The following is a 23,067-nucleotide window of genomic DNA, read 5'->3' on the forward strand; positions in this document are numbered from 1 at the left end:
GACAGGCCAGAAGCGGCCAGGTGCCCATTCCAATGGAAACGAGAATGGTTGTCAATCAAAGACCTGAACCATTCTCGCTACCGTTCATCCACTCAGCTGGATGGCCCGTCGCCCTGCGCCTTGCGGGGCCAGTAGCCCTTGCTGCGGGGGCGCTTGCGCGGACGGTCATGGCCGGCGGTGTTGCCCGGCATCCAGGCTTCAGCCGCGCTCTTGGGCATGGCGGTCACCCCCTGCCCGGCCACCCCGCGTGCCAGTGGCGCGAGGTGGCGCAAGGCGCGGGCATAGACCCCGCGCTTGAACATCACCACGTGCTCGACCGGGTACCAGAAGTCGACCCAGCGCCAGTTGTCGAACTCGGGCGAGTCGGTATGGTCCAGCCGCACATGCGATTCATCGCCGGTGAGGCGCAGCAGGAACCAGACCTGCTTCTGGCCGATGCAGACCTGCCGCTCGTTACGGCGGATGGCCCGGGCCGGCAGCTTGTAGCGCAGCCAGCCCGGTGTCGCTCCCAGCACTTCTACGTGCTCGGGCAGCAGGCCGGTCTCTTCCTGCAGTTCACGATACATGGCCTCGACCGGAGTCTCATCGGTGTTCATCCCACCCTGCGGGAACTGCCAGCCATCCCGGCGCACACGTCGTGCCCAGAACACCTGCCCGTCCTGCCGCATCAGCACGATGCCGACGTTCGGTCGATAGCCGTCCGGATCGATCACGATGCGGACTCCTAAGAAAATCTACTGGTCGGGACTATCCCATGCCGCTTGTCGGCCCACAAGCTCGACACAAAAGTGTTGACAGGCCCGATACACATCAGCAGAATAGCGGGCTCACCAAGGCTATGTAGCTCAGCCGGTTAGAGCACAGCACTCATAATGCTGGGGTCGGTGGTTCGAGTCCACCCATAGCCACCACACTGAAAATCAAGTTGTTTTTCAGTGTGAAAAGTGAGAAAATAGCGTTTCGCAACATTGCCCCTTAGCCAAGCGGTAAGGCACCTGACTCTGACTCAGGCATCGGTGGTTCGAATCCATCAGGGGCAGCCAAATTAGAAATAAAAAAGCCAGATCGAAAGATCTGGCTTTTTTATTTCTAATTTGGTCGCGCATTCCACCTTATCCCCGCGCCTGTCGGCGCGCCCCCTTGAACATCAAGGGGGCTCTTCTCCAGAGAGAACTTCGGGGCCGGATATGCGAGCAGACAGGTAGTGCCGGCCGCTGGCCGGCAATCTCGAAATCCATGATCGCAGAACGACAAAAGCCCGGCCGAAGCCGGGCTTTTGCTTTTCCAACCAGTGGGCCCCCGAGGGAGCCCCACCAGGCGCGGTAAATCAGCGCTTGGAGAACTGGGTGGCGCGGCGGGCCTTGTGCAGACCGACCTTCTTACGCTCGACTTCACGGGCGTCACGGGTCATGAAGCCAGCCTTGCGCAGCTCGGACTTCAGGGTTTCGTCGTACTCGACCAGAGCACGGGCGATGCCCAGACGGATCGCACCGGCCTGGCCGGTGGTGCCGCCGCCAGCGGCGGTGACCAGGATGTCGAAGCTTTCGGTGTTCTTGGTCAGCTCGAGCGGCTGGCGCACGATCATGCGCGCGGTCTCACGACCGAAGAACTCGTCCAGCGGACGACCGTTGACGGTGATGTTGCCCGAACCCTTGCGCAGGAACACGCGAGCGGTGGAGGACTTGCGGCGGCCAGTGCCGTAGTTTTGAGTGATAGCCATGATTAGATATCCAGAACCTGCGGCTGCTGTGCGGCGTGCGGATGCTCAGTGCCGGCGTAGACCTTGAGCTTGCGGTACATCTGGCGACCCAGCGGGCCCTTCGGCAGCATGCCCTTCACGGCGATCTCGATCACGCGCTCCGGGTGGCGCTCCAGCGCCTGGGCCAGGGATTCGGTCTTCAGGTTGCCGATGTAGCCGGTGAAACGGTGATACATCTTGTCCTGCAGCTTCTTGCCGGTGACGGCAATCTTTTCTGCATTGATGACGACCAGGTAGTCGCCGGTATCAACGTGGGGGGTGTAGACCGGCTTGTGCTTGCCGCGCAGACGGCGGGCCAGCTCGGTGGCGAGACGGCCCAGGGTCTTGCCCTCGGCGTCGACGAGGTACCAGTCGCGCTGGACGGTCTCGTTCTTGGCAGTGAAAGTGCTCATGAAGAACTCTAGGTTAGGTCGGGCTCATTGCGGCGAAAGGCTCGCCGGAACTCTGCCACGCGTTGTGAAAAGGTGAAGCGTAAGAGGCGGGATTGTACTCACCCTGCCCCCCGGGTGCAAGCCAGCCCCTGTACCGGGTTGGCAGGGGGCCGGGGCCGGGCGAGAATCGAAGGTCCCCGCCCCACCCGTGCTGCCATGACCGTGCTCCGCCAGACCACCCCGCTGGACCATCTGCTGACCGAGGCCCAGCGCGCCCTGGACACGGTGTTCGGCAACCCGCCGGCATCGCGCCCCTACCCGGCTGCCGAGACCGGTGAGCCGGGCATGGACACGGCGCAGCGCCGCCATGCCGCCGGCCTGATGCGCATCAACCACGTTGGCGAGGTCTGCGCGCAGGGCCTGTATTTCGGCCAGGCGGCGGTCGCCCGTGACCCCGCTACCCGCGAGCACCTGCTGGAAGCCGCGCAGGAGGAGACCGACCACCTGGCCTGGTGCGCCACCCGGCTGGCCGAACTGGACAGCCGCCCCAGCCTGTTCAACCCGCTGTGGTATGCCGGCAGCTACACCATCGGCACCCTGGCCGGGCTGCGCGGCGATGGCTGGAACCTGGGCTTCGTGGTCGAAACCGAGCGCCAGGTGGAAGCCCACCTGGATGAGCATCTGGTCGACCTGCCGGCCGGCGACCTGCGCAGCCGCGCGGTCATCCAGGTGATGAAGGAAGACGAGGCCCGCCACGCCGACCATGCCGAGCAGGCCGGCGCCCGCCGACTGCCGTTCCCGATTCCGGGCGCGATGGCGCTGGCATCGAAGGTCATGAAGACCATCGCCTACCGCCTGTAACCGCGGCACGGGGTCGGCCCCCATCGGTAGTGCCGGCCGCTGGCCGGCAGGATTCCGAGGTTGCCGGCCGGGGGGGGGCGGGGTCGGACCCCTTTCCCATGGGAAAGGGCTCTGACCCCATCGGTTGCCGAGGTTGCCGGCCAGCGGCCGGCACTACCCGTTAATTGGGCGACACCAGCTTCAGGCCGATCACGCCGGCCACGATCAGACCCACACAGGCCAGCCGCGCCGGCGAGGCACTGTCGTTGAACAGGAAGATGCCCAGCACGGCCACGCCCATGGCACCGATACCGGTCCAGATCGCATAGGCCGTGCCGACGGGAATGGCCTTCATCGCCTGGCTCATCAGGTACAGGCTGATCAGTGCCGACACCACGGTGGCGACGGTCGGCAGCGGCTTGCTGAAGCCCTCGGAGTACTTCATTCCGAGCGCAAAGCCGATCTCGAACAGACCGGCCAGAAGCAGATAAATCCAGGGCATGCGACGCTCCTCACCTAGTTGAAGAAAAACAAAACGGCCCGGTGTTTTCACACCGGGCCGTGGGTCGGTACATCACCGTGGAACTGAAAACTGCGCAAATCGCGCGTTCCACGGGGCGGGTCGTCCCGCCTGGGTGGCGATGCCGGAGGGCATCGCACACGGGTCTTACTCGGACAGGTTGCGTCCGTGGAACAGCTCTTCGATCTCGCGCTTGAGCAGCGCTTCGATCTTCATGCGTTCCTTGAACGACAGATTCTTGGCCTTTTCCTCGAACAGGTACTGGTCCAGGTCGAAGTCCTTCAGGTGCATCTTCGTGTGGAAGATGTTTTCCTGGTAGACGTTGACGTCGAACATCTCGTAACGCGACTTGATGTTCTTGGCCAGGAAGTTCTGGATCGAGTTGATCTTGTGATCGATGTAGTGCTTCTTGCCCTTCACATCGCGGGTGAAGCCACGGACGCGGTAGTCCATGATCACGATGTCCGATTCCAGGCTTTCGATCAGGTAGTTCAGGGCCTTCAGCGGCGAAATGACGCCACAGGTGGCCACGTCGATGTCAGCGCGGAACGTCGCGATACCTTCCTGCGGATGGGTCTCCGGGTAGGTGTGGACAGTGATGTGGCTCTTGTCCATGTGCGCGACCACGGCATCGGAGATCAGCTCCTTGCCGGCCTGCTTCTTGTCGATCACGGGCTCTTCGGAGATCAGGATCGTCACCGAGGCACCCTGCGGGTCGTAGTCCTGGCGGGCCACGTTCAGGATGTTCGCGCCGATGATCTCGGCGACATCGGTCAAGATTTGAGTCAGCCTGTCGGCGTTGTACTCTTCATCGATGTATTCAATGTAACGCTGACGCTCCTCTTCGGTGCGCGCGTAACACACGTCATAGATGTTGAAGCTCAGCGCCTTGGTGAGGTTGTTGAAACCCTGCAACCTCAGGCGAGGCAACGGCTTGACCACGGCGGTCGATTCCTGTGTAAGAAGGGAAAGGGGGAATTATGGGGCAAAGTGCCGCCGGGGGGAACGTGAAGAGCTCACGACTCTGGCACACTATTTGCCCTTAACAGGTGCGCTGGTTAAGCTCCGCCATCGAACCTGTGAATCCGTTCATGCGCAGAGGGAGCGCCCCTATCGTGTCAACCGTGCGCCTAGCTAGCAGCCCATTGGCCTTGGACATCGCCACAATCGACCGCTTCCTGGCCCACAGCCATCGGCGGCGATACCCCACCCGGACCGACGTCTTCCGCCCTGGAGACCCGGCGGGAACCCTGTATTACGTCATCAGCGGCTCGGTTTCGATCATGGCCGAGGAAGATGACGACCGCGAGCTGGTGCTGGGGTATTTCGGCGCAGGCGAGTTCGTCGGTGAGATGGGCCTGTTCGTGGAGTCGGACCGCCGCGAGGTGATCCTGCGCACGCGCACCGCCTGTGAACTGGCCGAAATCAGCTACGAGCGCCTGCACCAGCTGTTCCTGGGCCCGCTCTCGGCCGATGCCCCGCGCCTGCTGTACGCGCTGGGCCAGCAGATCTCCAAGCGCCTGCTCGATACCAGCCGCAAGGCCAGCCGCCTGGCGTTCCTGGACGTGACCGACCGCATCGTGCGCACCCTGCACGATCTGGCCCAGGAGCCGGAATCGATGAGCCACCCGCAGGGCAGCCAGCTGCGCGTCTCGCGCCAGGAACTGGCACGCCTGGTCGGCTGCTCGCGCGAAATGGCCGGCCGCGTGCTGAAGAAGCTGCAGGCCGATGGCCTGCTGCATGCCCGTGGCAAGACCGTGGTGCTGTACGGCACCCGTTGAGAGACCGCGGTCCGCCGGGCATTGGCCGGCGGACCGATACGGGTGCGACACACCATCGCGCGCCCCGCACACACCCATCCGCTAGGCTCGGTGCATGGAACTGAGCAGCGAATTCTGGTGGTTCATCCTCATCGGCCTCGGCGCACAGCTGGTCGATGGCGCATTGGGCATGGCCTTCGGCCTGGTGTCCTCGTCGGTGATGCTGGCCATGGGCATCCCCCCGGCACAGGCCAGCGCGGCCATCCACACCGCCGAAGTGTTCACTACCGGTGCCTCCGGCGTGTCGCATCTGGTCGCCGGCAATGTCGATAAGCGCCTGTTTTTCCGCCTGGCCCTGCCCGGCGCGGTGGGCGGCGCCGTGGGTGCCTATGGACTGACCCAACTGCCAGGTGACGTAATCCGCCCGCTTATCTACCTGTACCTGCTGGTGCTGGCCATCATCATTCTGGCCCGCGCCGCCGGCAGGCTGATGCCCAAGGGCGAGGTCAAGCGTGTTCCCGTGCTGGGCTTCGTGGCCGGCTTTCTGGATGCCAGTGGCGGTGGTGGCTGGGGGCCGGTGGCCACCTCCACCCTGCTCGCCCGCGGTGGACAGGCGCGCACGACGATCGGCACCGTGAACGCGTCCGAATTCGTGGTGACCCTGACGGTTTCAGCCACTTTCCTGATGTCGATGGGGCTGCAGCACCTGCAGATCGTGGCCGGCCTGCTGATCGGCGGCATGATGGCCGCCCCCGTGGCGGCGCTGCTGGTGAAGCGACTGAAGGAACGTTGGGTGCTGGTGGCGGTGGGCGTGCTGGTGCTGGCGATCAGCCTGTTCCAGATCGGCCATGCGCTGACCGGCTACCTGGGGCGGTGACCCCATCTCGCCCGGGGCGGGTTGCCGGCCAGCGGCCGGCACTACCGGACGGAGAGGGCTAGTGCCGGCCGCTGGCCGGCAGATCCATCACCCTGCGGCGGGGATCTGACCCCGGATCAGGGCTTTTCGCCGCCGCGGTCCACGCATCCCCAGTTGAGGATGCGGGTGCCGGCCGGCAGCACGCGGCGGAAGAACTCCACCTTGCCCGGCTTCGGGTTCACCACCACCGGCGCCTTGGCCGCCAGCAGCAGCGGCAGATCGGCGGTGCTGTCGGAATAGGCAATGTCGATCTGCCCATAGCCGCGCTCGCGCAGCATGCGCATCTTCTCTTCGTTGTGGCAGTGCCGGGTCGGGCCGACCCCGCCCAGGCGCGGGCCGACCTCGGTGCCGATCACCGGCACGTCCTGGTGGGCCACGAACGCGAGGATGGCGCGGGCCAGCTCCGGCGGTGCGCCGGTGGCCACCACCACGCGGTCGCCCTTGGCCCGGTGCGCGGCAAACACGTCCAGTGCCTGCGGCAGCAGCTTGGCGCGCATCTGCGCCTCGTTGCGCAGCACGTAGGCGTCGATGACCTTGTTGAAGTCACGGGCGCGATGCAGGCCGAAGCTGCCGATCCACACATAGACCGAGATGCCGGCGCGGCGGGTCGGCAGCATCGCCACCATCGGCCCGGCGATCGGCGTTACCAGCAGCGCCGCCAGCATGCGCAGCGGGTTGCGCTTGATCAGCGAGGCGAACAGGTGGGTGCCCGAATCGCCGTCGTAGAGGGTGTGGTCGAAGTCGAAGACCACCAGCGGCGCATCCTGGCGCGGCGTTGGATAGTGCGTTGTCATGCCGCGAAGAATAGCTGACGCAGACCCTCGCCCGGCTCTTCCACGCGCATGAAGGCCTCGCCGACCAGGAAGGCATGGATGCCGGCATCACGCATCAAGGCCACGTCCTGCGGGCCGAGGATGCCGCTTTCGGTCACCAGCAGACGGTCACGCGGCACCGCTTTCTGCATGTCCAGGGTGGTCTGCAGCGAGACCTCGAAGGTGCGCAGGTTGCGGTTGTTGATGCCGATCATCGGCGCCGGCACCTGCAGCGCGCGCTCCAGTTCGTCGATGTCGTGCACTTCCACCAGCACGTCCATGCCCAGCGACAGCGCCAGTTCGGACAGGGTGGCCAGCTGGGTGTCGTCCAGCGCGGCCACGATCAGCAGGATGCAGTCGGCGCCCAGCACGCGCGCTTCGTACACCTGGTAGGCGTCGATGACGAAATCCTTGCGCAGCACCGGCAGCGTGCAGGCCTCGCGGGCCTGCTGCAGGTAGGCATCGGTGCCCTGGAAGAAATCCACGTCGGTCAGCACCGACAGGCAGCTGGCGCCGCCGAACTCGTAGCTGACGGCGATGTCGGCCGGGCGGAAGTCCGGGCGGATGACGCCCTTGGACGGGCTGGCCTTCTTCACCTCGGCGATGACCGCCGGGTCGCCATTGGCCACGGCCGCCTGCAGGGCGCGCACGAAGCCACGCACCGGGGGCGCACCGGCCAGGGCGGCCTGCAGCGCTTCCAGCGGGCGCTGGGCGCGGCGCTGGGCCACTTCTTCGGCCTTGCGGGCCAGGATCGTCTGCAGGATGTCGCTCATCGTCGTCGGTTCAATGCGGGGGCGGTGAGGACGGCCATTATCGGCCATCGGGTGGGTCAGGCTGAACCGCGCGCTCAGGCAACCAGCGCGCGGGTGGTATCAACGTACTGCTGCAGGCGCTGGCGGGCGCTGCCATCGGCGATGGCGGCACGGGCGCGGGCCAGGCCATCGCCGATGTCGCTGGCCACGCCCGCCACGTACAGCGCAGCACCGGCGTTCAGGGCCACGATGTCCAGCGCCGGGCCAGGCTGGTTGTCCAGTACCGCGCGCAGCATCTGGATGGACTGCTCCGGGCTGTCCACGCGCAGGTTGCGGCTGGCCGACATGGCGATGCCGAAATCTTCCGGGTGGATCTCGTATTCGCGCACCTTGCCATCGCGCAGTTCACCCACCAGGGTGCCGGCGCCCAGCGAGATCTCATCCATGTTGTCGCGGCCCCAGACCACCATGGCGCGCTCGGTGCCCAGCTCGCGCAGCACGCGCGCCTGGATGCCGACCAGATCGGGGTGGAACACGCCCATCAGCACCGACGGCGCGCTGGCCGGGTTGGTCAGCGGGCCAAGGATGTTGAATATGGTGCGCACGCCCATCTCGCGGCGGACCGGGGCGACGACCTTCATCGAGGGATGGTGGATGGGCGCGAACATGAAGCCGATGCCGGTCCGCTCGATGGCTGCGGCCACCTGGGCCGGCTGCAGTTCGATGGCCGCACCCAGTGCTTCCACCGCATCGGCGCTGCCGGACTTGGACGACACGCTGCGGTTGCCATGCTTGGCCACGCGCGCACCGGCCGCGGCGGCGACGAACATCGCGCAGGTGGAGATGTTGAAGGTGTGCGAGCCATCGCCACCGGTACCAACGATGTCGACCAGATGGCTGGTATCGGCCACCGGCACCGCCAGCGCGAATTCGCGCATGACCGTGGCCGCCGCGGCGATCTCGTCGATGGTTTCCTTCTTCACCCGCAGGCCGGTGAGGATGGCGGCGGTCATCATCGGCGAGACATCGCCGCGCATGATCTGCCGCATCAGGTCGACCATTTCGTCGAAGAAGATTTCGCGGTGCTCGATGGTGCGTTGCAGGGCTTCCTGGGGGGAGAAGCTCATCGGAATGCTCCTTGGATCAGGCCGCCGGGCGCTGCAGGAAATTGCGCAGCAGGGCGTGGCCATGTTCGGTGAGGATGGATTCGGGGTGGAACTGCACGCCTTCCACCGGGAACTGGCGGTGGCGCAGGCCCATGATCTCTTCGATCGAGCCGTCTTCGTTCTCGGTCCAGGCGGTCACTTCCAGCGCGTCGGGCAGGCTGTGCTTGTCCACCACCAGCGAATGGTAGCGGGTGGCCTGGTAGCGGTCCGGCAGGCCGGCGAACACGCCCTTGCCTTCATGGCGGATGGGCGAGGTCTTGCCGTGCATGATGTTGCCGGCGCGGATGACCGTGCCGCCGTACACCTGGCCGATACCCTGGTGGCCCAGGCACACGCCGAGGATGGGCGTGGTCGGGCCCAGGCGCTGGATCAGTTCCAGCGACACGCCCGCTTCGCTGGGCGTGCACGGGCCGGGCGAAATGACGATGCGTTCGGGCTTCTGCGCGGCGATCTCGTCCACGCTCATCGCATCGTTGCGCACCACCTTCACCTCGGCGCCCAGCGTCTGCAGGTACTGCACGAGGTTGTAGGTGAAGCTGTCGTAGTTGTCGATCATCCACAACATGGTCAGGTTCCGTCGCTTATCAGGAAAATGGCGTACACGTTTTCGGTGTAGGTGATGGGGCCGGCTTCAACCGACTCGATGGACCGTGGTGCAGGGACGCCGTTCACGGGTGCCTGCGGGGGCGGCGGACCGGCCTCCGCAAGCGAAGCATCGCCGTCAGGCCAGCTGCCTGCCTGCACGCCGTAGGCGAAGTTCGGCGCCACGTCGGAAATGCTGTAAAGGCCGGTGATGCGCGTGCCGTAGGCGCTGGCCAGATTGCGGGCGGACTCGCGCGTCTGCGCGGCCGCTTCGCCCTTCAACTGTGCGCGCAAGGCACGTTCGTCGGCATAACCGGGCCGCATGCCACTGATCTGCAGCTCATCGCTCGCATTGACGGCGCGCAGGAAGCCCTGCAGGTCCGCCGGACTGGCAAAGCTGCCCTTCACCTGGCGGCTGACCTGGGTACCCACGTACTCCTGTTTGCCACCGGCATAGCGGTGCTCCGGCCGGATCGCCAGGTTGTCGGCCCGCACGCTGCCGGACACCGCATGATTGCTTTTGAATGCGGCCAGCACGGCCTGCATGTTGTGCTGGACGCGGGCGCGCGCCGTATCGGCCTGGAGATCGGTGGACTTCACCAGCAGATCGACCGAGAAGCGATCCGGCATCACCGTGCGCGTACCCTGCCCCTTCACCAGCAGATGCGGCTGCGAGGGGATGGTATTGGCCTGCGCCCACGCAGACGGGGCCATCGTGGCCAGCAGTGACGACCACAGCAATGCGCTCAGCAGCTTCATGCGGTACTCCATGTCGTGAACGGGAACAGCGGAAGGTGCCGCAGCGCAGGCCGCGGCACGGAAAGGCTTACAGGCCCTTGGCGGCCTGGGCGACGGCGCGGAACAGGGCGCGGCCCTTGTTCATCGTCTCGTCCCATTCCTTGTCCGGATCCGAGTCGTAGACGATGCCGGCGCCGGCCTGCACGTACAGGCGACCATCCTTGATGACGGCGGTGCGGATGGCGATGGCGGTATCGGCATCGCCGTGCCAGCCGATGTAGCCGATGCTGCCGGCGTACACGTTGCGCTTGATCGGTTCCAACTCGCGGATCACTTCCAGCGCGCGGATCTTCGGCGCGCCGCTGACCGTGCCGGCCGGGAACGTGGCGCGCAGCACATCGGCGTAGCTCAGGCCCGGCTGCAGCTGCCCGGTCACTTCGCTGACGATGTGCATGACGTGGCTGTAGCGTTCGATCACGAACTGCTCGCCCACTTCCACGGTGCCGGCCTTGGACACGCGGCCGGCGTCATTGCGGCCAAGGTCGATCAGCATCAGGTGCTCGGCGCGCTCTTTGGGGTCGGCCAGCAGCTCGGCTTCCAGCGCCTGGTCCAGTTCCGGCGTGGCACCACGCGGACGGGTACCGGCGATCGGGCGCACGGTGACTTCGCCGTCCTGCAGGCGCACCAGGATCTCCGGCGACGAACCGACCACCTGCAGGTCGCCGACATCGAGGAAGTACATGTACGGGGAAGGATTGAGCGCACGCAGCGCGCGGTACACATCTACCGGGCGCGCCTTGAACGGCACGCTCAGGCGCTGGCTCAGCACCACCTGGAAGATGTCGCCGGCGCGGATGTATTCCTTGCTGCGCTGGACCGCATCGACGAAGCCTTCGCGGGTGAAGCCGGAGACGAAATCCGATTCGTCCAGCACATCGCTGTTGAGCGGCGCGGGATAGCCCGCACCCGGCGCACGCAGCTTGGCGGTCAGTGCATCCAGGCGTGCCTGGGCCTGCTCGAAGGCGCCCTCGACACGCGGGTCGGCATGCACGATCAGGTACAGGCGGCCCTTGAGGTTGTCGAAGACGGCCAGTTCGTTGGAATCCAGCAGCAGGATGTCCGGCGTGCCCAGCTCATCGCGGCCGGCAGGCGGCGCCAGGCGCGGTTCGATGTAGCCGATGCACTCGAAGCCGAACCAGCCGACGAGGCCACCGGTAAAGCCCGGCAGGCCCTCCAGCTTCGGCACCGAATGGGCGCTGCGCAGCGCCTCGACCTCGGCAAACGGATCGGCCACTTCGCGGGTTTCGACCACCTGGCCGTCCTCGCGCACGGTCAGGGTGTGGCCGTGGAAGGCGTAGACGCGACGTGCCGGCAGGCCGATGATCGAGTAACGACCAAAGCGCTCGCCGCCTTCGACGGATTCAAACAGGTAGGTATTGGGGCCGTCGGCGAGCTTCAGGTAGACCGAAAGGGGCGTGTCCAGGTCGGACAGCACTTCGCGGACGACGGGGATGTGGGTGTGGCCTTCAGCGGCCTGCAGCTGAAACTGAGCGAGCGAATTCAAGACGACTTTCCTTCCGGGACACAGCGTTATGGGGGCGGACGACGGCAACGGGCCACCATCGCCACCAACGGCGTGCGGAAGAAAGGGTATGCGGGGTCGTCAGGCTGGACACCCTCGGACTGTAACGCAGGTCAGCCGGGAGGGAAACCCTGGAAACCTGAACCGCGGTAACGACGACCGGTAGAGTCGACTGTCAGTCGACTGCTCTTCCATCAGCGGCGGGAATGCACGCGCCTGGCGCGTAAGTCGACTAACAGTCGACTCTACCCGGTCGACTCTACCCGGTCGACTCTACCCCTGCCCCACCAGCAGCTCGCAACCGGCCGGCAGATGCATCCGCACGCGCCCGGCCACGCAGTCGATGCGGAACCGGCGGGCCTGCACGGGTTCACCGTCCAGGTTCAAGGTCAATGCCTGGGGGGCGTCGATCTGCAGCCACGGCAGCTGCGCGCGGGTCGCCACGCGCTCCAGTGCCGCTTCCTTGCCGCCGGTCAGCATCTGGCCCAGGGTGGCGGCCACCTCGCCTTCCAGTTCGGGCACCACGGTGACATCCAGCAGGCCGTCGTTGATCTGCGCCTGCGGGCACAGCTGCTGGCCGCCGCCGGCCTGGCGGCCATTGCCGATGCCCAGGGCGATGAAGCCGCCTTCCCACTCGAATTCCGGGCCGGACAGGCGTGCGGTGATCGGTTCGATGCGCCCCAGCTTGGCGATGCCGGTGATGACGTAGGCCAGTCCACCCAGCATCTTCTTCAGGCCCGCATCGGTTTCCACCGTCACCTGGGTGCCGAAGCCACCGCTGGCGAGATTGGCACACCACCAGGGCGTGCCATCGGCCTCCACCCGCAACAGGTCGATGGGCTGTGCCGGCGCATGCCGGATCAGCGCGAAGGCATCGCGGGGCTCGGTGGGAATTCCGGCCGACGTGGCGAAGTCGTTGGCCGTGCCCATCGGCACCAGTGCCAGCGATGGCAGCGCGTCGGCGGGCTCATCGCGGTGGGCCAGGGTTTCAGCCACCGCACTGAGCGTGCCGTCGCCGCCGGCCGCCACGATCACATCCACGCCGTGGTCGATGGCTTCGGCAACATAGCGCTCGGCGTCGCCCTCTTCCCAGGTCACCCGCACTTCCAGCTGCACGCCCTGCCCGCGCCAGTGGCCGACAGCCTCGCGCAGTTCGTCATTGCCAGCGGATTTTCCGTTGAGGATCAGGCGCCAACGCGGGGTGGTCATGCAGGTACTTCCTGTGGGGGGCGCACAGGCTATCAACCGCGCGTTCGCGGCCAGTGAACGCCAACGCTTGGAAACAGTAGTTCCACGCCATGCGTGGATGATGGTGCAGGGGAACCGACGCGGTGCCGCAACCGCCCTGTCATGCAGGTGTCATGGCCAATCAGGAGAGTGGAAGGCCATAGCAGGGACGATGGATGGAGGCAGGATCAGCCTCCCACGAATGCAGCAGGGCCGCGCGCCAGTGATGGGCGCGGCCTTTTTTTATCAACCGTTGGCGAAATCGTGCAGCGCCTGGCCCTGCAACCGGTACACGGTCCACTCATCCTGCGCCTTCGCGCCGGCCGCGGTGTAGAACTCGATGGCCGGCGTGTTCCAGTCCAGCACCGACCACTCGAAACGGCCGCAGCCTTCGGCCACCGCCTGGCGCGCGATGTACTTCAGCAGCGCCTTGCCCGCGCCGACACCGCGCTTTTCCTGGCTGACGTACAGGTCTTCCAGGTAGATGCCCTTTCGGCCCAGCCAGGTGGAGTAGTTGTAGAAGTACACCGCATAGCCGATGGCCTCGCCGTCGGCCTCGCAGATCAAGGCACGGGCCGTGGCATCGGCACCGAACAGGCTCTCGGCAATACCGATCTCATCGGTCTGCACCGAATGTGCGGCCTTCTCGTAGATGGCCAGCTCACGGATGAAATGCAGGATCAGGCCGGCATCGGCCACGGTGGCCGGACGGATGTTCAACAGTGCCATGAGAATGAGAAAAGGGGACGGAGGGGCTTAATCGAGCTTAATCCCCTCCGTCCCCTTTTTGTCAGCGGGCCGCAGCGACGTTGGCGCGCATCTGCGCGATCACGTCCTGGTAGCTGGTCTTGGCGTTGAAGATGGCCGAACCGGCCACGAAGGTGTCGGCGCCGGCCGCGGCAATGGCGCCGATGTTGTCGGCCTTCACGCCACCATCGATTTCCAGGCGGATGTCCTTGCCGCTGGCATCGATCTTCTGGCGGACCACGCGCAGCTTGTCCAGCGCCGAGGGAATGAACGCCTGGCCACCGAAGCCCGGGTTGACCGACATCAGCAGCACCAGGTCCAGGTCATCCAGCACCCAGTCCAGGATGTCCACCGGGGTGGCCGGGTTCAGCACGATGCCCGGCTTGCAGCCCAGCGAGCGGATCAGCTGGATGGTGCGGTGCGGGTGGCGGCTGGCCTCCGGGTGGAAGCTGATGTAGGTGGCACCGGCCTCGGCGAAGTCCGGAATGATGCGGTCCACCGGCTCGACCATCAGGTGCACGTCGATCGGCGCGGTCACGCCGTGCTTGCGCAGGGCCTGGCAGACCATCGGGCCGATGGTCAGGTTGGGCACGTAATGGTTGTCCATCACGTCGAAGTGGACCCAGTCCGCACCGGCGGCCAGGACGTTGTCCACTTCCTCGCCCAGGCGGGCGAAATCGGCGGACAGGATGGACGGGGCGATGAGGCAGTTGGACATGGCCGGGGCCTTGGAGACGAGGGAAAGGGGTCAGCGCTTGCGCAGCGTCTTGATGCGGTCGTAGGCGGCGTTGATGCGCCGCGACTTCTGTTCGGCCTGCTGCTGCAGCTCGGGGGCCGCGCCGCCGAGCTTGTCGGGGTGGTACTGGGAAATGAGCTTGCGGTAGGCCCGTTCGACCTCGGCGTCGGTGGCCTCGGAGGTCAGCCCCAGCTCGCGGTACGGGTTTTCCTTGTTCAGGCGGAACCAGTCCGAATCAAAGGCGTGGCCGATCAGCAGGCCGATGACCGCCCCGAACAGCGGATTGGGCCGGAACAGCAGGGCGCCGGCGATGAATCCGAGCAGTTTTCCGTACCAGCGCATGGCGCCCCAGGGTCGACCGGCGAAATGGACGCTCATTTTACGTCACAGCGGGCCCGGACGGCTTTACACTAGGCCGCCCGCTGACCAGTTGCGGGCCCGCCGGGTCCGCTGGGCAGCCGTATCGACGAAGCCCCAGGAGTGCCCGTGCCGACCACGCTGTTGCAATCCGATCTCCCCGGCCTGCCCTTGCGCCATCGCGGCAAGGTGCGTGATGTGTTCGATATCCCGCGTGAGCGGCTGCCGGCAGGGACCCCGCCGGGCGACTACCTGCTGATGGTGGCCACCGATCGCCTGTCGGCGTTCGACGTGGTCCTGCCCGACCCGATCCCGGGCAAGGGCGAGATGCTCTGCCAGGTGTCCAATTTCTGGTTCGCCAAGACCGCGCACCTGATGCCCAACCATCTGACCGGCATCGACGTGGCCAGCGTGCTGCCCGAAGGCGTGGACCCGGCCCTGTACGCCAAGCGCGCCGTGGTCACCCGCAAGCTGAAGCCGGTGCCGGTGGAAGCGATCGCCCGCGGCTACCTGATCGGCAGCGGCTGGAAGGACTACCAGCGTACCGGCAAGGTGAGCGGCATCGACCTGCCCGATGGCCTGCGCCAGGCCGAGCAGCTGCCCGAGCCGATCTTCACCCCGTCCACCAAGGCCGCCGTCGGCGACCATGACGAGAACATCGATTTCGATGCGATGGTCAAGCAGGTGGGCGCGGACCTGGCCGAGCGCGTGCGCGATGCCACCCTGCGCATCTACAAGTTCGCTGCGGACTATGCCCGCGAGCGCGGCATCATCCTGGCCGACACCAAGTTCGAGTTCGGTACCGATGCCGATGGCCGCCTGTACATCATGGACGAGATGCTGACGCCGGATTCCTCGCGTTACTGGCCGGCCGACGAGTACGAAGTGGGCACCAGCCCGCCGAGCTACGACAAGCAGTTCGTGCGTGATTACCTGGAAACGCTGGACTGGGGCAAGACCGCCCCGGGCCCGACGATTCCGGCAGAGATCATCGAGCGCACCCGCGCCAAGTACGCCGAGGCGCTGCAGCGCCTGGCCGGGATCAGCGTCGACTGATGCCCCAGCGCCCCCGGCCGGACTGGCTGGGGGCGTTCTGACACCGGCCCCCCTCGGACCGGTTCCGACCTCGAAAACCCCGCGCTGCGCGCGATCGTCGACCAACGGTCGACTCTACCCCCGCGCGCGCGCCGCCGGACTGGACCCGGTAGAGTCGACCGTTGGTCGACTGTTCTTCGTTCCGCCCTCGAAAACCCCGCGCTGCGCGCGATCGTCGACCAACGGTCGACTCTACCCCGGCGGTGCCGCCCGGTCGGTTGCGCCTCGTCGGTGCCCCCCGTCGGTGCGTCCCGGTCGGTTCCACCCGGTCGGTTCCACCCCGCCGGTGCGACCCTGTCGGTGCCACCCGGCCCCCCCGCACCGCCCGGCCCGGGCGGAGTATGCTGGCCGCATGCAGACCACCACCCAGCTTGCGCGGCCGATCGACCGCTACTTCGCCAGCTATTCCGACGACCATCGCAACGTCATCAACCAGCGCATCCACGTGGTCGCGGTGCCGGCCATCCTGTGGTCGGTGGTCGCCCTGCTGTGGTGCGTGCCGCCGTTGATCACCTGGTTCCAGTACGGCATCTGGGCGGCCTTCGCCATGTTCAGCGCCTGGTGCTTCTACAACAAACTGTCGCGCCCGCTGGGCATCGGCATGCTCATCCAGTTCTTTGTGTTCGGCTGCCTGTGCCGCCTGCTGGAGGCTGAAATCGGTCTGCACAACCTGTTCTGGCTGGCGGTGGGCGTGTTCGTGGTGGCCTGGGTCGCGCAGTTCATCGGCCACAAGTTCGAGGGCCGCAAGCCCAGCTTCCTGACCGACCTGACCTACCTGCTGATCGGCCCGGCCTGGGTGATGGCCAAGGCCTACCGCAAGCTCGACTGGCGTTACTGACCTTCTCTCCGGCGTCGCCTGCGGTCGTTTCCTGAACGGGCCAAGCCCGTCACCCCTGCTCCACGATCGACCTGCCAGCCTGCAGTGCGCGGGCCGCACCCGCCTGCCTGCGCGCCCGCCATGCGGCCCCCAGCCGTTGTCGCACGGGGGCGCAGGCGGCCATGCGCGGGCGTAGGGAGCCGATCCGGCAAAGCCGGGGACCACACGCCGCAAGGCCGGGAAAACGGCTTGCCGCACCGCAAAAAAGATGAATAGCGCACGTTACATGCTGTTTGTGGCCGTTACATGGGTTTCGGCGACATTTGGCTGACTGTTAGACTCACTGACCTGCTCGTGAATCACGGATTCCCTGCATGCTCCCCAGCCTGCCCCTGCTGCTGGCCCTGCCGTTCCTGATGGCAGTGGCTGTTGCGGCCTTCCCCCGTAGTTCCCGCTCGACAGCCGCCTGGCTGGCGGCGCTGGCGCCGTTGGGCGGATTGGCCATCCTCGGCTGGCTCACCCCGGCCGTGATGGACGGCCAGGTGGTACGCACTCTGGTGCCCTGGCTGCCGCAGATCGGGCTGGATTTCGCCCTGCGCCTGGATGGCCTGGCCTGGATGTTCGCCGGCATGGTGCTGGGCATCGGCGCGCTGGTGGTGCTGTATGCGCGCTACTACCTCAGCAGCCAGGACAACGCGCACCGCTTCTACTGTTACCTGCTGCTGTTCATGGGCGCCATGCTGGGCATGGTGCTGTCGGGCAACCTGCTGCTGCTGATGGTGTTCTGGGAAATGACCAGCATCAGCTCGTTCCTGCTGATCGGCTTCTGGTCGCACCGCAAGGACGCCCGCGAGGGCGCGCGGATGGCGCTGGTGATCACCGGTGGCGGCGGCCTGGCCCTGCTGGGTGGCGTGCTGCTGATCGGCCGCATCGTCGGCAGCTTCGATCTGGACGTGGTGCTGGCCGCCGGTGAGCAGATCCGCGCCAGCGCGCTGTACCCCTACGCCCTGTTCCTGGTGCTGGCCGGCATCTTCACCAAGAGCGCGCAGTTCCCGTTCCACTTCTGGCTGCCGCACGCGATGGCCGCGCCCACTCCGGTGTCGGCCTACCTGCACTCGGCCACCATGGTGAAGGCCGGCGTGTTCCTGCTGGCGCGCCTGCACCCGGCGCTGGCCGGCAGCGAGCTGTTCTTCTACACGGTCAGCGGCATCGGCGCGCTGACCCTGCTGATCGGCGCCTGGAACGCGATCTTCCAGCACGATCTGAAAGGCCTGCTGGCCTACTCGACCATTTCCCACTTGGGCCTGATCACCCTGCTGTTCGGCCTGTCCACGCCGATGGCGGTGGTGGCCGGCGTGTTCCACATCCTCAACCACGCCACCTTCAAGGCCTCGCTGTTCATGGCCGCCGGCATCATCGACCACGAGACCGGCACCCGTGACATGCGCAAGCTGGGCGGGCTCCGGAAGCTGATGCCCTTCACCAGCGCGCTGGCGATCATCGCCTCGCTGGCGATGGCCGGCATCCCGCTGCTCAACGGCTTCCTGTCCAAGGAAATGCTGTTCGCCGAGGCGCTCACCGCCGGCGGGCCCGGCACCATGCGCACGGCGGTGTCGATCGCCGCGCTGCTGGCCGGCGTGTTCGGCGTGGCCTACAGCCTGCGCTTCGTGCACGACACGTTCTTCGGCCCCGGCCCGCACGATCTGGACCGCGTGCCGCACGAGCCGCCGCGCTGGATGAAGGTGCCGGTGGAGATCCTGGTGGTGATCTGCGTAGCGGTGGGCATCGCCCCGGCGCTGACCGTGGCGCCGGTACTGCATGCGGCGGCCGGTTCCATCCTCGGCAACGCCATGCCCGAATACAGCCTGTCGGTCTGGCACGGCTTCAACCTGCCGCTGGCGATGAGCGCGATCGGCGTGGTCGGCGGCGTGGCCCTGTACTTCGGCCTGCGCAAGGTGATCAACCTGCACGGCGTGGAGAACACCGCCACCGGCCGCAACGTCTTCCACGCACAGCTGGATACGATTTCCGCGCTGGCCATGCGCCTGACCAATGGCATTGCCAACGGCAGCCTGCAGCGCATGCTGCTGGGCCTGGTGCTGGTGGCGATCACCGTGGCGGCCGCGCCCTACATCGCCAACCCGGCATCGCCCAACTGGACCAGGCCGCAGCCGATCCCGCTGCTGGGCTGGGCGCTGTGGCTGGTGATGATGGCCTGCGCCGTGGCCACCCTGCGCGTCTACAAGCAGCGCCTGCTGGCGGTGCTGCTGGTCGGTGGCGTCGGCCTGATGGTGGCGCTGACCTTCGTGTTCCTGTCCGCGCCGGACCTGGCCCTGACCCAGCTGCTGGTGGAGATGGTGACCCTGGTGCTGATGCTGCTGGGCATGAACTACCTGCCTGCCCAGTCCGGGCCGGAGCGGCCGCGCTGGCGCAAGCGCCGCGATGCAGTCATCGCCATCATCGCCGGTGCCGGCCTGGGCGCGCTGGCCTACAGCGCGATGACCCTGCCGCCGAACACCATGGCCGGCGAGATGCTCGCCCGCGCCCTGCCCGAAGCGTATGGGCAGAACGTGGTCAACGTGATCCTGGTCGACTTCCGCGGCTTCGATACGTTTGGCGAGATCACCGTGTTCGGCATCGCCGCACTGGTGGTGCATGCCCTGCTGCGGCGCACGCGCATGGCCCCGGAACAGATCATGCCGGGCCCACCGATCAAGCTGCCGGTGCCGGCCGACCTGGCGCAGATCATGTTCCCGCTCACCCTGACGGTGTCGATCTTCCTGTTCCTGCGTGGCCACAACGCGCCCGGCGGCGGCTTCATCGCCGGCCTGGTGCTGGCCGTACCGCTGCTGATCCAGTACGTGATCCAGGGCACTGCCTCGGTCGAATCGCGCTTCGGCTTCGATTACATCCGCTGCATCGGCGTGGGCCTGCTGATCGCCCTGCTCAGCGGCAGCGCCTCGATGCTGTTCGGCGTACCGTTCCTGACCAGTGGCCATCTGGACCTGCATCTGCCGCTGATCGGCGAGGTGCCGCTGGCCAGCGCGATTGGTTTTGATATCGGCGTGTACCTGGTGGTGTTCGGCGGCGCCATGCTGATGCTGTCGATGATGGGTACGGTCAAGCCATCGCGCACGCGCACCGCGCGCCGCGGCGAGATCGACCTGCAACGCCGTTCGGCCCGCACCGGGGAGATGCACTGATGGAACTGGCCCTGGCCACCGCGATCGGCGTGCTGACCGCCATCGGCATCTACCTGCTGCTGCGCGCGCGCAGCTTCGATGTGATCCTCGGCATGACCTTCCTGTCCTATGCCACCAACCTGCTGATCTTCGCCGGTGGCCGCGTGGTGCTGGGCAAGGCGCCGGTGCTGAAGGATGGCGTGGACAGCCACCTGGGCAACTACACCGATCCGCTGCCGCAGGCACTGGTGCTGACTGCCATCGTCATCGCCTTCGCGATGACCGCAGTGAGCATCGTGCTGGCCATGCGCAGCCGCAGTGACAACCACAGCGACCACGTCGATGCGCACGAACCGGATGAGGACGCCCCGCCGCGTCGGGACGAGGACCACGCATGAACCATCTGGTGATCCTGCCGATCCTGATTCCGCTGCTCGGCGCCGCACTCTCCCTGTTCGTCGAGCACCGCCGCTATGGCCCCAAGGTGCAGCGCAGCGTGGCCTGGACCGCGATGGCGGCGCTGGCGATGGCGGTGGGCCTGCTGTTCGCGCAGACCGCTGGCGGCGACATCAACGTCTACCTGCTGGGTGACTGGCCCTCGCGGCTGGGCATCGCGCTGGTGGCCGACCGCCTGTCGGCGTGGATGCTGCTGACCACCCTGCTGCTGGCCATCCCCTGCCTGATGCACGCCTGTTCGGGCTGGGACCGGCGCGCGCCGCACTTCCACGCGCTGTTCCAGTTCCAGCTGGTCGGCCTGAACGGCGCGTTCCTTACCGGCGACATCTTCAACCTGTTCGTGTTCTTCGAGGTGATGCTGATCGCCTCCTACGGCCTGCTGCTCAGCGGCGGCCGTGGCCTGCGCATGCGCATCGGCCTGCACTACGTGGTGTTCAACGTCACCGCCTCGACCCTGTTCCTGATCGCGCTGGGCCTGCTGTACGCCTCGCTGGGTTCACTGAACATGGCCGAGCTGTCGCAGCGCATCGCCGAGGTGCCGCCGGCGCAGCTGACCCTGGTGAAGGCGACCATGGGGCTTTTGCTGCTGGTGTTCTGCGCCAAGGCCGCGCTGATGCCGCTGTACCTGTGGCTGCCCGAATCCTACGCACGTGCGCCCGCTGCGGTGGCGGCGCTGTTCGCCATCATGACCAAGGTCGGCCTGTACGCCGTGCTGCGCGTGCAGATGCTGTGGTTCGGCGAGGACGCGGGCGCGCTGGCCGGCTACGGCCGCGACTGGCTGCTGTGGGCCGGCGTGGCCACCCTGGTGCTGGGTGGCCTGGGTGCACTGGCCGCCGCCCGCCTGCGCGTACTGATCTCCTATCTGGTCATCGTCTCGGCGGCCACGCTGTTCATCGCGTTCGCGGTGGGCACGCCGAAAGTGCTGTCGGCCGGCCTGTATTACCTGCCGCACAGCACGTTCGTGGCGGCCGCCCTGTTCCTCGTCGCCGACCTGATCCGCCGCCGTCGCGGCGGCGCCAGCGATCGCAAGGAAGTGGTGGCACCGATGCCAGGCAAGGAAACGCCGGCCGTGCTGTTCCTGATCGGTGCGGTCTCGGTGGCCGGCCTGCCGCCGCTGTCCGGCTTCCTGGCCAAGGCCGCATTGCTGGCCGGCATGCCCGCGCAGTACACCGGCGCGGTGTGGACGGCCGTACTGGTCAGCAGCCTGCTGGTCATCATGGGCCTGACCCGCGGTGGCATCCGCCTGTTCTGGCGCGTGCCGCTGCCCGACCCCGATGCACCGCCGCCGCGCAAGGCACGGCTGCGCCGCATCGAGTTGTACGCCGCCTGCCTGCTGCTGGCCTATGGCATCGGCATGACCCTGGGCGCGGCACCGCTGATGCGCCACACCGATGCCATCGCCGCCCAGCTGCTGCAGCCGGGTGACTACGTGCAGCAGTTGCGCGCGACCCCGCCGGAGATCCGCCAGCCATGACCGCCAAGCGTTCCCTCAGCCGCCGCGTGTTCCCCTCGCCCGCCCTGAGCATGATGGTGGTGGCGTTCTGGCTGCTCATGTCCGACAGCTTCACCCTTGGCCAGATCGTGCTGGGCATGGTGCTGGGCGTGGTGGTACCGCTGTTCGCCGCCCGCCTGGACCGCGAATTCGCCCGCATCGGTACGCTGCGGCCGGTGCCGAAGCTGCTGTTCGTCACCCTGTGGGACATCCTCATGTCCAACATCCGCGTGGCCATCCAGGTGCTCGGCCCGGAGCGCAACATCCACCCCGGCTTCATCTGGCTGCCGCTGGACATCGCCAACATCCACGGCATCGCCGCGCTGACCAGCATGATCACCCTGACCCCGGGCACCGTGTCGGCCGCACTGAGCGATGACCGCAAATACCTGCTGGTGCACGTGCTGCACCTGGACGACCCGCAGGACCTGATCGACACGATCAAGCGACGTTACGAAGCCCCGTTGATGGAGATCTTCCCATGACTGGATTCCAGATCATCCAGACCACCCTGGTGGTGTGCATGCACGTGGTCGGCCTGGCCATGCTGCTGGCCACCTGGCGCCTGCTGCGCGGCCCGACCGTGCCCGACCGCATCCTGGCGCTGGACACCTTGTCGGTGACCGCCATCGCCGAACTGATGCTGTTCGGCATGTACCTGAACTCGGCGATCTACTTCGAGGCGGCGCTGGTCATTGCCATGCTCGGCTTCGGCAGCACCGTGGTGCTGAGCAAGTTCGTGCTGCGCCGGGACATCGTCGAATGATCACCTTCATCCAGATCGCCCTGTCGGTCCTGCTGCTGTTCGGCTGCTTCTTCATCCTGGTCGGCGCACTGGGGCTGGTGAAGCTGTCGACCTTCTTCAAGCGCCTGCACGCACCGACCAAGGCCAGCACCCTGGGCGTAGGCTGCGTGCTGGCCTGTTCGGTCTGCTACCACATCTTCCTGGGCCAGGATCCGCAGCCGCGCGAGCTGCTGATCACCGTGTTCCTGTTCATCACCGCGCCGATCAGCGCACACATGATGGCAAAGGCGGCACTGTCGCTGCTGATGGAAACCCGGCCCAGCCTGCCCGGCAACGAACGCGCCAAGGAAGAGCAGCTGCCGCCGCCGGAACCCCCCGCGCGTTGACGGCAGGTGCCGACCGTTGGTCGGCACAA

Annotated in this window: 26 protein-coding genes and 2 tRNA genes; 13 read left to right on the plus strand and 15 right to left on the minus strand. The window is 66.5% G+C overall.

The genetic code is table 11. The annotated features are described in order from the left end of the window. Positions 1–92: 92 nt before the first annotated feature. Complete coding sequence (locus C1924_RS18335) at positions 93–713, minus strand: RNA pyrophosphohydrolase (RefSeq protein ID WP_108766591.1); 621 nt, start codon at positions 711–713, stop codon at positions 93–95. A 121-nt stretch (positions 714–834) separates the two neighbouring features. On the opposite strand from C1924_RS18335, the gene C1924_RS18340 reads away from it, so the two are divergent. Then, positions 835–911, plus strand: a tRNA-Met gene (locus C1924_RS18340). A 58-nt stretch (positions 912–969) separates the two neighbouring features. Beyond that, positions 970–1,043: transfer RNA gene (locus C1924_RS18345), tRNA-Gln, on the plus strand. 284 nt (positions 1,044–1,327) lie between these two features. Here C1924_RS18345 and rpsI read toward each other — a convergent pair. Both rpsI and rplM read right to left on the minus strand, forming a co-directional pair. Further along, positions 1,328–1,720 (minus strand): 30S ribosomal protein S9, encoded by a 393-nt coding sequence (rpsI, locus tag C1924_RS18350; protein ID WP_005411311.1) that lies wholly within the window; start codon positions 1,718–1,720, stop codon positions 1,328–1,330. A gap of 2 nt (positions 1,721–1,722) precedes the next feature. Beyond that, positions 1,723–2,151 carry a 50S ribosomal protein L13 gene (gene rplM, locus C1924_RS18355; protein ID WP_005414692.1) on the minus strand — a complete coding sequence of 143 codons (429 nt, stop codon included), beginning with the start codon at positions 2,149–2,151 and terminating at the stop codon, positions 1,723–1,725. Between the two features lie 195 nt (positions 2,152–2,346). Between rplM and coq7 the strand changes: the two genes are divergently transcribed. Beyond that, positions 2,347–2,991: a 2-polyprenyl-3-methyl-6-methoxy-1,4-benzoquinone monooxygenase gene (coq7, locus tag C1924_RS18360; protein WP_108766592.1), complete on the plus strand. Its 645-nt coding sequence runs from the start codon at positions 2,347–2,349 to the stop codon at positions 2,989–2,991. Between the two features lie 160 nt (positions 2,992–3,151). Here the strand turns inward: coq7 and sugE are convergent, their stop codons facing one another. Beyond that, positions 3,152–3,472: a quaternary ammonium compound efflux SMR transporter SugE gene (sugE, locus tag C1924_RS18365; RefSeq protein WP_108766593.1), complete on the minus strand. Its 321-nt coding sequence runs from the start codon at positions 3,470–3,472 to the stop codon at positions 3,152–3,154. Between the two features lie 165 nt (positions 3,473–3,637). Next, positions 3,638–4,432 (minus strand): adenosylmethionine decarboxylase, encoded by a 795-nt coding sequence (gene speD / locus C1924_RS18370; RefSeq protein WP_006473908.1) that lies wholly within the window; start codon positions 4,430–4,432, stop codon positions 3,638–3,640. A 149-nt stretch (positions 4,433–4,581) separates the two neighbouring features. Here speD and crp point away from each other — a divergent pair, with 149 nt between their 5' ends. Continuing rightward, positions 4,582–5,271: a cAMP-activated global transcriptional regulator CRP gene (gene crp, locus C1924_RS18375; protein ID WP_108767118.1), complete on the plus strand. Its 690-nt coding sequence runs from the start codon at positions 4,582–4,584 to the stop codon at positions 5,269–5,271. Positions 5,272–5,365: 94 nt separating this feature from the next. Next, on the plus strand, positions 5,366–6,127 hold the full coding sequence (locus C1924_RS18380) for a sulfite exporter TauE/SafE family protein (RefSeq protein ID WP_108766594.1): 762 nt from the start codon (positions 5,366–5,368) through the stop codon (positions 6,125–6,127). Positions 6,128–6,243: 116 nt separating this feature from the next. Here C1924_RS18380 and C1924_RS18385 read toward each other — a convergent pair whose 3' ends face one another. The 10 genes from C1924_RS18385 to C1924_RS18430 all read right to left on the minus strand — a co-directional run bounded on the left by C1924_RS18385 (position 6,244) and on the right by C1924_RS18430 (position 14,850). Continuing rightward, a complete protein-coding gene (locus C1924_RS18385; protein WP_108766595.1) occupies positions 6,244–6,960 on the minus strand; it encodes a haloacid dehalogenase-like hydrolase in 717 nt (238 codons plus the stop codon). Further along, a complete protein-coding gene (gene trpC / locus C1924_RS18390) occupies positions 6,957–7,751 on the minus strand; it encodes an indole-3-glycerol phosphate synthase TrpC (RefSeq protein WP_108766596.1) in 795 nt (264 codons plus the stop codon). The genes C1924_RS18385 and trpC overlap by 4 nt, the downstream gene beginning before the upstream one ends. Positions 7,752–7,825: 74 nt before the next feature. Next, on the minus strand, positions 7,826–8,857 hold the full coding sequence (trpD, locus tag C1924_RS18395; RefSeq protein ID WP_108766597.1) for an anthranilate phosphoribosyltransferase: 1,032 nt from the start codon (positions 8,855–8,857) through the stop codon (positions 7,826–7,828). 16 nt (positions 8,858–8,873) lie between these two features. Further along, positions 8,874–9,461, minus strand: a complete 588-nt coding sequence (locus C1924_RS18400) for an aminodeoxychorismate/anthranilate synthase component II (protein ID WP_108766598.1) — start codon at positions 9,459–9,461, stop codon at positions 8,874–8,876. Positions 9,462–9,463: 2 nt separating this feature from the next. Next, positions 9,464–10,237: an SIMPL domain-containing protein gene (locus C1924_RS18405; protein WP_108766599.1), complete on the minus strand. Its 774-nt coding sequence runs from the start codon at positions 10,235–10,237 to the stop codon at positions 9,464–9,466. A 67-nt stretch (positions 10,238–10,304) separates the two neighbouring features. Then, positions 10,305–11,780 carry an anthranilate synthase component I gene (gene trpE, locus C1924_RS18410; protein WP_108766600.1) on the minus strand — a complete coding sequence of 492 codons (1,476 nt, stop codon included), beginning with the start codon at positions 11,778–11,780 and terminating at the stop codon, positions 10,305–10,307. Positions 11,781–12,071: 291 nt separating this feature from the next. After that, complete coding sequence (yegS, locus tag C1924_RS18415; RefSeq protein ID WP_108766601.1) at positions 12,072–13,007, minus strand: lipid kinase YegS; 936 nt, start codon at positions 13,005–13,007, stop codon at positions 12,072–12,074. 264 nt (positions 13,008–13,271) lie between these two features. After that, complete coding sequence (locus C1924_RS18420; RefSeq protein WP_108766602.1) at positions 13,272–13,754, minus strand: GNAT family N-acetyltransferase; 483 nt, start codon at positions 13,752–13,754, stop codon at positions 13,272–13,274. A 61-nt stretch (positions 13,755–13,815) separates the two neighbouring features. Next, positions 13,816–14,490, minus strand: coding sequence for a ribulose-phosphate 3-epimerase (rpe, locus tag C1924_RS18425; RefSeq protein WP_108766603.1), 675 nt, complete (start codon positions 14,488–14,490; stop codon positions 13,816–13,818). 30 nt (positions 14,491–14,520) lie between these two features. After that, positions 14,521–14,850, minus strand: a complete 330-nt coding sequence (locus tag C1924_RS18430) for a DnaJ domain-containing protein (RefSeq protein ID WP_006399039.1) — start codon at positions 14,848–14,850, stop codon at positions 14,521–14,523. Between the two features lie 144 nt (positions 14,851–14,994). On the opposite strand from C1924_RS18430, the gene C1924_RS18435 reads away from it, so the two are divergent. The 8 genes from C1924_RS18435 (at position 14,995) to C1924_RS18470 (ending at position 23,038) form a co-directional block, all read left to right on the plus strand. Continuing rightward, complete coding sequence (locus tag C1924_RS18435; protein WP_029379835.1) at positions 14,995–15,921, plus strand: phosphoribosylaminoimidazolesuccinocarboxamide synthase; 927 nt, start codon at positions 14,995–14,997, stop codon at positions 15,919–15,921. Positions 15,922–16,312: 391 nt separating this feature from the next. Further along, complete coding sequence (locus C1924_RS18440) at positions 16,313–16,798, plus strand: Mpo1-like protein (protein WP_079225412.1); 486 nt, start codon at positions 16,313–16,315, stop codon at positions 16,796–16,798. A gap of 353 nt (positions 16,799–17,151) precedes the next feature. Next, positions 17,152–19,980, plus strand: a complete 2,829-nt coding sequence (locus C1924_RS18445; protein ID WP_108766604.1) for a monovalent cation/H+ antiporter subunit A — start codon at positions 17,152–17,154, stop codon at positions 19,978–19,980. After that, positions 19,980–20,357, plus strand: coding sequence for a Na+/H+ antiporter subunit C (locus C1924_RS18450; RefSeq protein WP_108766605.1), 378 nt, complete (start codon positions 19,980–19,982; stop codon positions 20,355–20,357). Before C1924_RS18445 ends, C1924_RS18450 begins: the two co-directional genes overlap by 1 nt. Beyond that, positions 20,354–21,889, plus strand: a complete 1,536-nt coding sequence (locus C1924_RS18455; RefSeq protein ID WP_108766606.1) for a monovalent cation/H+ antiporter subunit D — start codon at positions 20,354–20,356, stop codon at positions 21,887–21,889. The genes C1924_RS18450 and C1924_RS18455 overlap by 4 nt, the downstream gene beginning before the upstream one ends. Next, a complete protein-coding gene (locus C1924_RS18460) occupies positions 21,886–22,392 on the plus strand; it encodes a Na+/H+ antiporter subunit E (protein ID WP_108766607.1) in 507 nt (168 codons plus the stop codon). The genes C1924_RS18455 and C1924_RS18460 overlap by 4 nt, the downstream gene beginning before the upstream one ends. Continuing rightward, positions 22,389–22,673, plus strand: a complete 285-nt coding sequence (locus C1924_RS18465) for a K+/H+ antiporter subunit F (protein ID WP_006399171.1) — start codon at positions 22,389–22,391, stop codon at positions 22,671–22,673. The genes C1924_RS18460 and C1924_RS18465 overlap by 4 nt, the downstream gene beginning before the upstream one ends. Further along, positions 22,670–23,038: a Na+/H+ antiporter subunit G gene (locus C1924_RS18470; protein ID WP_108766608.1), complete on the plus strand. Its 369-nt coding sequence runs from the start codon at positions 22,670–22,672 to the stop codon at positions 23,036–23,038. Before C1924_RS18465 ends, C1924_RS18470 begins: the two co-directional genes overlap by 4 nt. Positions 23,039–23,067 lie beyond the last annotated feature (29 nt).

This window comes from Stenotrophomonas sp. ESTM1D_MKCIP4_1 (assembly GCF_003086895.1).
In the GTDB taxonomy this organism is placed as follows: Bacteria; Pseudomonadota; Gammaproteobacteria; order Xanthomonadales; family Xanthomonadaceae; genus Stenotrophomonas.

Bases quoted from the DNA above. Each gene is read 5' to 3' on its own strand.
- rpsI (WP_005411311.1), bottom strand. From the start codon at position 1,720: ATGGCTATCACTCAAAACTACGGCACTGGCCGCCGCAAGTCCTCCACC.
- C1924_RS18445 (WP_108766604.1), top strand. From the start codon at position 17,152: ATGCTCCCCAGCCTGCCCCTGCTGCTGGCCCTGCCGTTCCTGATGGCA.
- C1924_RS18380 (WP_108766594.1), top strand. From the start codon at position 5,366: ATGGAACTGAGCAGCGAATTCTGGTGGTTCATCCTCATCGGCCTCGGC.
- C1924_RS18455 (WP_108766606.1), top strand. From the start codon at position 20,354: ATGAACCATCTGGTGATCCTGCCGATCCTGATTCCGCTGCTCGGCGCC.
- yegS (WP_108766601.1), bottom strand. From the start codon at position 13,007: ATGACCACCCCGCGTTGGCGCCTGATCCTCAACGGAAAATCCGCTGGC.
- trpD (WP_108766597.1), bottom strand. From the start codon at position 8,857: ATGAGCTTCTCCCCCCAGGAAGCCCTGCAACGCACCATCGAGCACCGC.
- rplM (WP_005414692.1), bottom strand. From the start codon at position 2,151: ATGAGCACTTTCACTGCCAAGAACGAGACCGTCCAGCGCGACTGGTAC.
- C1924_RS18430 (WP_006399039.1), bottom strand. From the start codon at position 14,850: ATGCGCTGGTACGGAAAACTGCTCGGATTCATCGCCGGCGCCCTGCTG.
- trpC (WP_108766596.1), bottom strand. From the start codon at position 7,751: ATGAGCGACATCCTGCAGACGATCCTGGCCCGCAAGGCCGAAGAAGTG.
- C1924_RS18405 (WP_108766599.1), bottom strand. From the start codon at position 10,237: ATGAAGCTGCTGAGCGCATTGCTGTGGTCGTCACTGCTGGCCACGATG.
- rpe (WP_108766603.1), bottom strand. From the start codon at position 14,490: ATGTCCAACTGCCTCATCGCCCCGTCCATCCTGTCCGCCGATTTCGCC.
- crp (WP_108767118.1), top strand. From the start codon at position 4,582: ATGCGCAGAGGGAGCGCCCCTATCGTGTCAACCGTGCGCCTAGCTAGC.
- C1924_RS18420 (WP_108766602.1), bottom strand. From the start codon at position 13,754: ATGGCACTGTTGAACATCCGTCCGGCCACCGTGGCCGATGCCGGCCTG.
- coq7 (WP_108766592.1), top strand. From the start codon at position 2,347: ATGACCGTGCTCCGCCAGACCACCCCGCTGGACCATCTGCTGACCGAG.
- C1924_RS18470 (WP_108766608.1), top strand. From the start codon at position 22,670: ATGATCACCTTCATCCAGATCGCCCTGTCGGTCCTGCTGCTGTTCGGC.
- sugE (WP_108766593.1), bottom strand. From the start codon at position 3,472: ATGCCCTGGATTTATCTGCTTCTGGCCGGTCTGTTCGAGATCGGCTTT.
- C1924_RS18385 (WP_108766595.1), bottom strand. From the start codon at position 6,960: ATGACAACGCACTATCCAACGCCGCGCCAGGATGCGCCGCTGGTGGTC.
- C1924_RS18450 (WP_108766605.1), top strand. From the start codon at position 19,980: ATGGAACTGGCCCTGGCCACCGCGATCGGCGTGCTGACCGCCATCGGC.
- C1924_RS18440 (WP_079225412.1), top strand. From the start codon at position 16,313: ATGCAGACCACCACCCAGCTTGCGCGGCCGATCGACCGCTACTTCGCC.
- C1924_RS18400 (WP_108766598.1), bottom strand. From the start codon at position 9,461: ATGTTGTGGATGATCGACAACTACGACAGCTTCACCTACAACCTCGTG.
- C1924_RS18460 (WP_108766607.1), top strand. From the start codon at position 21,886: ATGACCGCCAAGCGTTCCCTCAGCCGCCGCGTGTTCCCCTCGCCCGCC.
- C1924_RS18465 (WP_006399171.1), top strand. From the start codon at position 22,389: ATGACTGGATTCCAGATCATCCAGACCACCCTGGTGGTGTGCATGCAC.